5 protein-coding genes are annotated in these 8,374 nt (G+C 73.1%); all 5 read left to right on the forward strand.

All coding sequences use genetic code 11. From position 1 onward, the window contains the following. Positions 1 to 53: 53 nt before the first annotated feature. The 5 genes from ACI790_RS02110 (at position 54) to ACI790_RS02130 (ending at position 8,318) form a co-directional block, all read left to right on the forward strand. A complete protein-coding gene (locus tag ACI790_RS02110) occupies positions 54 to 1,640 on the forward strand; it encodes an alpha/beta hydrolase domain-containing protein (protein ID WP_456568124.1) in 1,587 nt (528 codons plus the stop codon). A 311-nt stretch (positions 1,641 to 1,951) separates the two neighbouring features. Further along, positions 1,952 to 3,079, forward strand: coding sequence for a TerC family protein (locus ACI790_RS02115; RefSeq protein ID WP_456568125.1), 1,128 nt, complete (start codon positions 1,952 to 1,954; stop codon positions 3,077 to 3,079). A gap of 165 nt (positions 3,080 to 3,244) precedes the next feature. Further along, positions 3,245 to 4,345 carry a TerC family protein gene (locus ACI790_RS02120; RefSeq protein ID WP_456568126.1) on the forward strand — a complete coding sequence of 367 codons (1,101 nt, stop codon included), beginning with the start codon at positions 3,245 to 3,247 and terminating at the stop codon, positions 4,343 to 4,345. A gap of 58 nt (positions 4,346 to 4,403) precedes the next feature. Then, a complete protein-coding gene (locus tag ACI790_RS02125) occupies positions 4,404 to 6,410 on the forward strand; it encodes a S9 family peptidase (protein WP_456568127.1) in 2,007 nt (668 codons plus the stop codon). Between the two features lie 255 nt (positions 6,411 to 6,665). Further along, on the forward strand, positions 6,666 to 8,318 hold the full coding sequence (locus ACI790_RS02130) for a M28 family metallopeptidase (protein WP_456568128.1): 1,653 nt from the start codon (positions 6,666 to 6,668) through the stop codon (positions 8,316 to 8,318). Positions 8,319 to 8,374 lie beyond the last annotated feature (56 nt).

Genomic DNA, 8,374 nt, shown 5'->3' on the forward strand with positions numbered 1-8,374 from the left:
GTCACAGCTGACGTACGTTCGGGGCACACCCACTCCGGTCGGAAGGCTCCCGCGTGCCCCAGCTGCGTTCCCGGCGTCCGAAGGGCGGCCTGACCGCCGCCACCATCGCGCTCACCGCCGCCCTGTCCCTCACCGCGGCCCCGGCGCTCGCGGCACCTGCGCGCCCCGGGGCGCCCGCCGAGGCGCCCGGCCGCAGCGGTGCTCCGCTGTCGTCGGGCATCACCGCCGTCGAGGCCACGACCAGCCCGCTGCGGGTCGGTGACCGGACGTGGGAGCGGACCACCGGCGTGGTGCGCGGCGTCGTCGACCCGCGGGAGCCGGTGGCCGGGCTCGAGGAGCTCGCCATGGACGAGCAGGGCTACCACTACAGCGCGGAGTTCGAGCTCATCGCGCCGCCCGGCGGCGGCGTGCAGGACGTCGTGCTCGTCGAGGCGGAGAACCGCGGCCGGCCCGCGGTCCTGCTCACCCTCGAGCAGTTCGCCCTCCCGACGGCGGCGAGCAGCCCCGCCACCGCCGTGTACCCCGACGGCCTGGGACTGGGCTTCCTGGCCGAGCAGAACGTGTCCTACGCCCGCGTGCAGTGGGAGACCGGCATCTCCGCCGGCGTGCCCGCCACCGCGCAGGGCGTCGGCGAGGTCATCGTGCGCGACCTCGGCCGCCTGCTCGAGCAGCCGGCGCCGCGTCCGGCCGGCGGCGCGGACCTGCCCTCCTACCGCTCGTCCATCCTGGCCGGCATCAGCCAGAGCGCCTGGTTCGTCGACACGTTCGTGGCCGAGGGCTTCAACGTCGACGACCGCTCCGGCCGGGGGGTCTACGACGCCGCGCTGGCGGTGTCCGGGGCCGGGAACCGGCTGGCGATCAACCAGCTCGCCGGGAACGCGCCCCAGCGGCCCTACGTCCTCGAGGACGGCGTCCCGCTCCGCCGCGACGAGATCCTCACGCGCCGGACCAGCGACCCGCTGTTCGTCGACGTCGCCACCTACACCGACTACTACCGGCTGCGCGCCAGCCTCACCGCGCAGGGCGGGCACGCCCGCGGCGGGGTGCGCTACGACTGGCCGGCGCCGCACGCGGGCCTGAGCTACTCCGACGCGCTGGTGTTCGGCACCCTCGGGTGCAACGGCGGCACCGTCGTGCCGCGCAACCCGCTGACCTACGACCCGTACCTGCGCACCCTGGTCGCCGACCTCGCCGCGATCGTGACCCCGGGCGGTGGCGCGGACCGCGGCCTGCTGCCCGAGCCCTCGGTCTTCCAGCTGCGGCCCGCGCCGGCCGACGACCCGGCGGTCTTCAACGGCCTGCCGGGGATGGAGCTCGCCGTGCCCGTGGTCGACCGGGACACCGCCCAGCCGCGCGGGGGAGTCCGGTTCCCCGACGCCGTCGTCCCGCTCGGCCGGCCGGTGCCGGTCGCGCTCTCCCCGGTCGGCACGTCGTCGATCACCGACCTGTGCGGCAACTGGGGCGGGTGGCAGCCGTTCACCGCCGAGGAGCTGCGGGCGCGGTACGGGGATGTCGAGGGCTACCTGGCCCGCTACGCCACCGCCGTCGACCAGCAGATCCGGGCCGGCTACCTCGCCGCGGAGGAGCGCGACCGGATGCTGGCGCGGGCCCGCGCGGCGTACCTGGCCGCTCCGGCCTGACGGTTGCCCGCCGCACCGGCGAGCATGCCGGTGCGGCCGTACCCGTCGCGGGCCGGCCTCGACCGCTGGGAGGTCGCCGGACATTCGTCGGGGGGCGGGAACTCCTCGGCCACCCGGGGCGTTGGCCCCTCTGAACCACACGGGACGTGCGGGCGATGACGTCTGCACGTCCCCGGTTCGTGGAGGGGAGTATCCCGACGCGACCGGGTCGTCATTACGGGATCCCCTGCGCTCCCCGGCCCGTCGACCGTCCGTCCGGACGGTGGGAGAGACCTCCGGGAAACTGACAACTGCCAGTTCCGGAGGTTTTCTTGGACGTCCCCTTCTGGGTGTGGGCGATCACGGTCGGTGCGATCGTGGGCATGCTCGTCTTCGACCTCGTCGGTCACGTGCGCACGCCGCACGCCCCGACGCTGCGCGAGTCCGCGATCTGGTCGGCGGCCTACGTCGGCATCGCGATCGTCTTCGGCTTCCTCGTCTGGTGGGGCTGGGGGGCCGGGTTCGCCGGGGAGTACTTCGCCGGCTACGTCACCGAGAAGAGCCTCTCGGTCGACAACCTCTTCGTCTTCGTCCTGATCATGGCGGCCTTCGGCGTGCCACGGGAGCTGCAGCAGAAGGTGCTGCTCTTCGGGATCACCTTCGCGCTGGCGCTCCGGACGGTCTTCATCTTCGTCGGCGCGGCGGCCATCGCGAACTTCAGCTGGGTCTTCTACCTCTTCGGCGCGATCCTCATCTACACCGCCTGGGTGCAGGCGCGCAGCGGCGGGCACGCGGACGAGGACGACTTCAAGGAGAACGCCGTCCTGCGCTTCGCCCGCAAGCGGCTGCGGACGACCGACGAGTACCACTCCGACCGGATGACCGTGAAGCTGGACGGCAAGCGGTTCCTCACCCCGCTGGCCATCGCGCTGATCGCCATCGGCACCGCGGACGTCATCTTCGCGGTCGACTCGATCCCGGCGATCTTCGGCCTGACCCAGGAGACGTTCCTGGTCTTCACCGCCAACGCATTCTCCCTGCTGGGCCTGCGGCAGCTGTTCTTCCTGATCGACGGGCTGCTCGACCGGCTGGTGTACCTCTCCTACGGCCTCGCGGTCATCCTCGGCTTCATCGGCGTGAAGCTCGTCATCCACGCGCTGCACGAGAACGAGCTGCCGTTCATCAACGGCGGCGAGCACGTGACGGTGATCCCCGAGGTGCCGATCACCATCTCCCTGCTGGTCATCCTCGTGACGCTGGTGGTGACCACCGTGGCCAGCCTCTGGCGGGTCCGCCGCGACCGGCGCGAGCACCTCGTCGCCGAGACGGCCGCCTCCGACCCGACGGGCCTCTCGGCCGCCGGTGAGGCCCCGGCGGAGCCGTTCCCGGCGTCCAGCGGGTCCAACGGCGACGGAGCAGGTAGCGTGAGCGCCGCAAACCCGGGCCGGCGCGAACACTGACGATCGCTGCCGCCGGGGGATGCGAAGGAGGGGAGTATCCCCCCGCGGCAGCGTCGTCATCACGAGGTCCCATGGCCTCCGGTGCTGTCGATCGCAGGTGTGATCACCTGCGGTGGGAGAGACCTCCGGTGCTGACTCTGCACGTCCTTCGGAGGAAACCGCCGCATGGAGCTGCCCGTCTGGTTCGAGATCACGACGTTCGTCGGGCTCACGGTCCTGCTGCTCGCCGATCTCGCCATCGTCGCCCGACGCCCGCACGAACCCTCCATCAAGGAGGCCGGGCTCTGGGTGAGCTTCTACATCAGCCTGGCGCTGATCTTCGGGCTGCTGATGCTGGCGTTCACCAACGGCACCTACGCCACGGAGTTCTACGCGGGTTGGCTCACCGAGTACTCGCTCTCGGTCGACAACCTCTTCGTCTTCGTGATCATCATGGCCCGCTTCCAGGTGCCCCGGAAGTTCCAGCAGGAAGCGCTGATGATCGGCATCATCATCGCGCTCGTCCTGCGCGGGATCTTCATCCTGCTCGGCGCGGTGGTCATCGAGCGGTTCGTGTGGGTCTTCTACATCTTCGGCGCGTTCCTCATCTACACGGCGATCAACCTCGTGAAGCACCGCGGGGAGGACGACGAGTACGAGGAGAACGTCTTCATCCGGCGGATGCGCTCGGTGCTCCCGATCACCCAGGACTACCACGGCGCGAAGATCCGGGTGACCGAGAACGGCAAGAAGATGTGGACGCCGATGATCGTGGTCATCCTGGCGCTCGGCACCACCGACCTGATCTTCGCGCTGGACAGCATCCCGGCGATCTTCGGCCTGACCCGCGAGCCGTTCATCGTCTTCACGGCCAACGTCTTCGCCCTCATGGGCCTGCGCCAGCTCTACTTCCTGCTCGGCGGCCTGCTCAAGCGGCTCGTCTACCTCTCCCTCGGGCTCGCCGTCATCCTGGCCTTCATCGGCGTCAAGCTGATCCTCGAGGCGGTGCACGAGAACCAGCTGCCCTTCGCCGGTGAGCGCGAGCCCATCGAGGCGGTGCCGCACATCCCGATCTGGCTCTCGCTGAGCATCATCCTGGGCGTGCTGATCATCGCGACCGTGGCCAGCCTCCTGAAGACCCGCGGCCAGGTCGCCACCGCCGGCCCGCCGGACCTCGACACGGAGACGGCGCAGCAGGTGCCCACGGGCGGGCCGGAGGCGGCTGCGGCGGCCGAGGCCAAGCTCGCCGAACGCGCCGACACCCAGGACGACCACCGCAGGAGCTGACGCCGCCCCGCTGCTCCGGCAGGGGGGCGGGTCCGGGGTCTCGGCTAGCGTCGCCGGCATGCGCCCGTCGGACCTCGCCCTCCTGCGGACCCCCGGGACGCCGGCGCTCTCCCCGGACGGGCGGATGGCGGTGGTGGCCGTCGGCCGGCCCGACCTCGCGGCCGACGAGTACCGCAGCCAGCTGTGGGCGGTGCCGACCGACGGCTCCGCTCCGGCCCGCCCCCTCACCTCCGGCCACCGGGACACCGATCCGGTGTTCTCCCCGGACGGGCGGTGGCTGGCCTACCTCGGCGCGGAGCCCGGGAGCCGCCCGCAGCTCCGGGTGCTGCCGGCCGCCGGGGGTGCCCCGCGCCGGCTGACCGACCACCTGCTGGGCGCCGGGGCGCCGGTGTGGTCGCCGGACTCGCGCCGCCTCGCCTACGTGGCCCGGGTCCCCGAGCACGGCCGGTACGGCACGGTCCCCGGCGTCGACGCGGCCGCCGAGCCACCCCGGCTGATCACCACGCTGGCCTACCGGCTCGATGGCGTGGGGTTCCTGACCGACCGGCCCGGCCAGGTGTTCGTCGTCGCCCTACCGGCCGACTTCGCCGACGGCACCGCGCCGCAGCCGCGGCCGGTCAAGGTGACCAGCGGCGCGGCCGACTGCGCCGACGTCGCCTGGCGTCCCGACGGCAACGAGCTGGCGTTCGTCTCCGCGCGGCACGAGCGCGCCGGCCGGGACCTGGTCCGCGACGTGCACGCCGTGCGCCCCGACGGCACGGGCCTGCGCCGGCTCACGGAGTCCCGCGCCGGCTGCGCGCACCCCGCCTACACCGCCGACGGCCGGTCGATCGTCGTCACCGCCGTCCCCGACCTGGGGCCGGACGGGCTGGACGTCGTGGCCCGGCAGGCGGTGCCCTGCCGGCTACCGGCCGACGGCGGCCCGCTGGTGCCGCTGCTCGACCCGGAGCTGCACCACCGGGGGGACCGCACCGCGGCGACCGTGCTGGCCGACGAGGCGGTGCTGGTAGGCGTCGAGCGGCGGGGCACGGTCGAGCTGCTGCGCGTGCCCCTGGGCGGCGGCGCCCCCGAGACGCTGGTCGACGGGCCGTTCGCGGTGCGGGGCGTCGCGGCCGCCGCCGGGGTCGTCGTCGCCACCGTCGCGCACGACCGGTCGGCGGGTGAGCTGCTCGCCGTCACCGGTGGCGGGCGCCGGCTGCTCACCGGGTTCGGCCGCGAGCTGGGCGCCACCGGCCGGCTGCACCGGGCGCAGGAGCGCACCGCCACCGCCCCGGACGGCTATCCGGTGCACGGGTGGGTGACCACCCCGCCGGGGCCGGGCCCGCACCCGGTGCTGCTGACGGTCCACGACGGTCCGTTCCGCCAGTGCGACCGGGGACTGCTCGACGAGGTCCAGGTGTACGTCTCCGCCGGCTACGCGGTGGTGCAGTGCAACCCGCGCGGTTCCTCCGGCTACGGCGCGGAGCACGGGCGCACGATCCGCGGCGCGTGGGGCGGGCGGGACGCCGACGACGTGCTGGCCTTCCTCGACGCGGCGCTGACCGATCCGGCGCTCGACGCGGACCGGGTCGGGATCGCGGGCGGCGGCTACGGCGGCTACCTGGCGACCCTGCTGCTCGGGCGCACCGACCGGTTCACCGCCGCCGTGGTGGAGGGGGCGATCACCGATCCGGCCGGCCTCACCGGCTCCTCCGACGTCGGCTGGTACCTGACCGACCAGCACCTCGGCACCGATCCGGAGCGGCTCGCCGCGCAGCGCCCGCTCGCGGAGGCGATCAGCACGCCGACCCTGGTCGTGCACGCGGAGGAGGACCTGCGGACGCCCCTGGAGCAGGGGCAGCGGCTGTACGTCGAGCTCGCCCGCCGCGGGGTGCCGGCCGAGCTGCTGCTGTTCCCGGGGGAGGGGCACGAGCTGCCGCGCACCGGGCGGCCGCGGCACCGGCTGGCGCGCTTCGAGCACCTGCTGCGGTGGTGGGCGCGCTGGCTCCCCGCAGCTGCCCCGGGGACCGTGGCCGCGGGGGAGCGTCCGGCCGGGGCCGGCGTGTCGTCGGCCGGGGTCCACTGACGCTCCGTCACCTCTGGTGACGGGGAGTCATACGCCGTCGCACTGCGTGTCGTGATGCGAGTCACACCGAACGCGCAGGTCAGCCGGTCCGGACGTCTCGGGCAGACCGCGCTGGTCCTGCTCCGGCGACACGCCCGAAGCCGGTCCGTGCCCCTATGCAACCCGGCGTCGACGGGGTGAAGGTCCGGTGCCGACAACGGTGTCGGCGCCCCGGTGGCCCGGCCGCCGGGGGAGCACCGATCGAAGGGACCGAGCGTGACCCAACGACGGACCCCGTCCGCACGACGGACGGCGGCTCGAACCATCGCCCTCGGCAGCAGCACGCTGCTGTTCGCGCTGGCGCTGCCCACCACCGCCATCGCCGCACCGCGCGACTCGTGCGACCGCCGGCACAACAACACCTACGCCAAGCTGCTGGAGTGCGTGGACCTCGAGGACGTGCTCGAGCACGAGCGCGCCTTCCAGAAGATCGCGGACAACAGCGACGACCCGGTCTACCCGGGCAGCCGCGCTGCGGGCACGGACGGCTACGCCGACAGCGTCGACTACGTCGCGGGCTTGCTGGAGGATGCCCGCTTCGACGTCACCCTCGACCCGGTGGAGATCACCTTCAACTTCCCCGCCGAGCTGCGGCAGCTCACCCCCGTGGCGGCGGACTACCAGACCGGCGTCTTCACCGGCAGCGGCCCGGGCACCGTCGAGGGGGCCGTCGTCCCCGTGGACCTGGCGCTGACGGACCCGGCCGCCTCCACGAGCGGCTGCGAGGCCGAGGACTTCGCCGGCCTGGACCTCGCCGGGGACGCCGACGTCGCGCTGGTCCAGCGGGGCGCCTGCAACTTCGGGGACAAGGTCGTCAACGCCGAGAACGCCGGGGCGGAGGCCGTGGTCATCTTCAACCAGGGCAGCGCCGAGGACCGGATGGAGTTGATCGTCGCCAACGCGGCCACGCTCGGCGACGGCTCGACGGTCACGCACGGGATCCCGGTGGTCGGCGCCAGCTTCGCGCAGGGGCAGGCCCTGGCAGCGCCCGAGGGGGCCACGGCCCGGGTGGTCGTCCTCCCCGCGGAGACCCGCACGGACTACAACGTGATCGCGGAGCTGCGCGGCAGGGACCGGGACAACGTCGTCATGGCCGGCGCGCACCTCGACAGCGTCGAGGTGGGGTCGGGCATCAACGACAACGGCTCGGGATCCGCGGCGCTGCTCGAGACGGCGCTGTCGATGGCCCGCCTGAAGCCGCACAACACGCTGCGGTTCGCGTGGTGGGCCGCGGAGGAGCAGGGGCTGGTCGGCTCGACCAGCTACGTCGAGAAGCTGCCGCAGTCGGAGCGCGACCGGATCGCGCTGTACCTGAACTACGACATGGTCGGCTCGCCGAACTACGTCCAGATGGTCTACGACGCCGACCAGTCGACCTGGGAGGCGCCGGTGGTCATCCCCGAGGGCTCCACGGCCATCGAGGACCTCTTCGAGTCGTACTACACCAAGATCGGTGTGCCGTACGACGACGCCGAGTACTCCGGGCGCAGCGACTACCAGGCGTTCATCGAGGCCGGCATCCCCTCCGGTGGTCTGTTCACCGGCGCGGAGGTCGTGAAGACGCCGGAGCAGGAGGCGATCTGGGGCGGCACCGCGGGTGAGTCGTTCGACCCGTGCTACCACCAGGCCTGCGACGACCTCGACAACCTCGCGCTGGACGCGCTGGACGTCAACAGCGACGTCATGGCCTTCGCCATGCTCACCTACGCCTTCTCCACGGAGTCGGTGAACGGCGTCGAGGGCCGGCCGATCCCCGGGCCGAAGTTCGAGCTGCCGGCCCCGGCCGGTGAGCAGGGCACGTTCGAGGAGGCCGCCGGCGGCGGTGGCCTCGAGCACGACCACGGTCACGGCCACGACACCACGGGCTGACCGCTGACGGTGGCGCGGCCGCACCGGCCGCGCCCACCTGCAGCCGGCGCTGCCCG

It is taken from the genome of Blastococcus sp. SYSU DS0539, assembly GCF_054050855.1.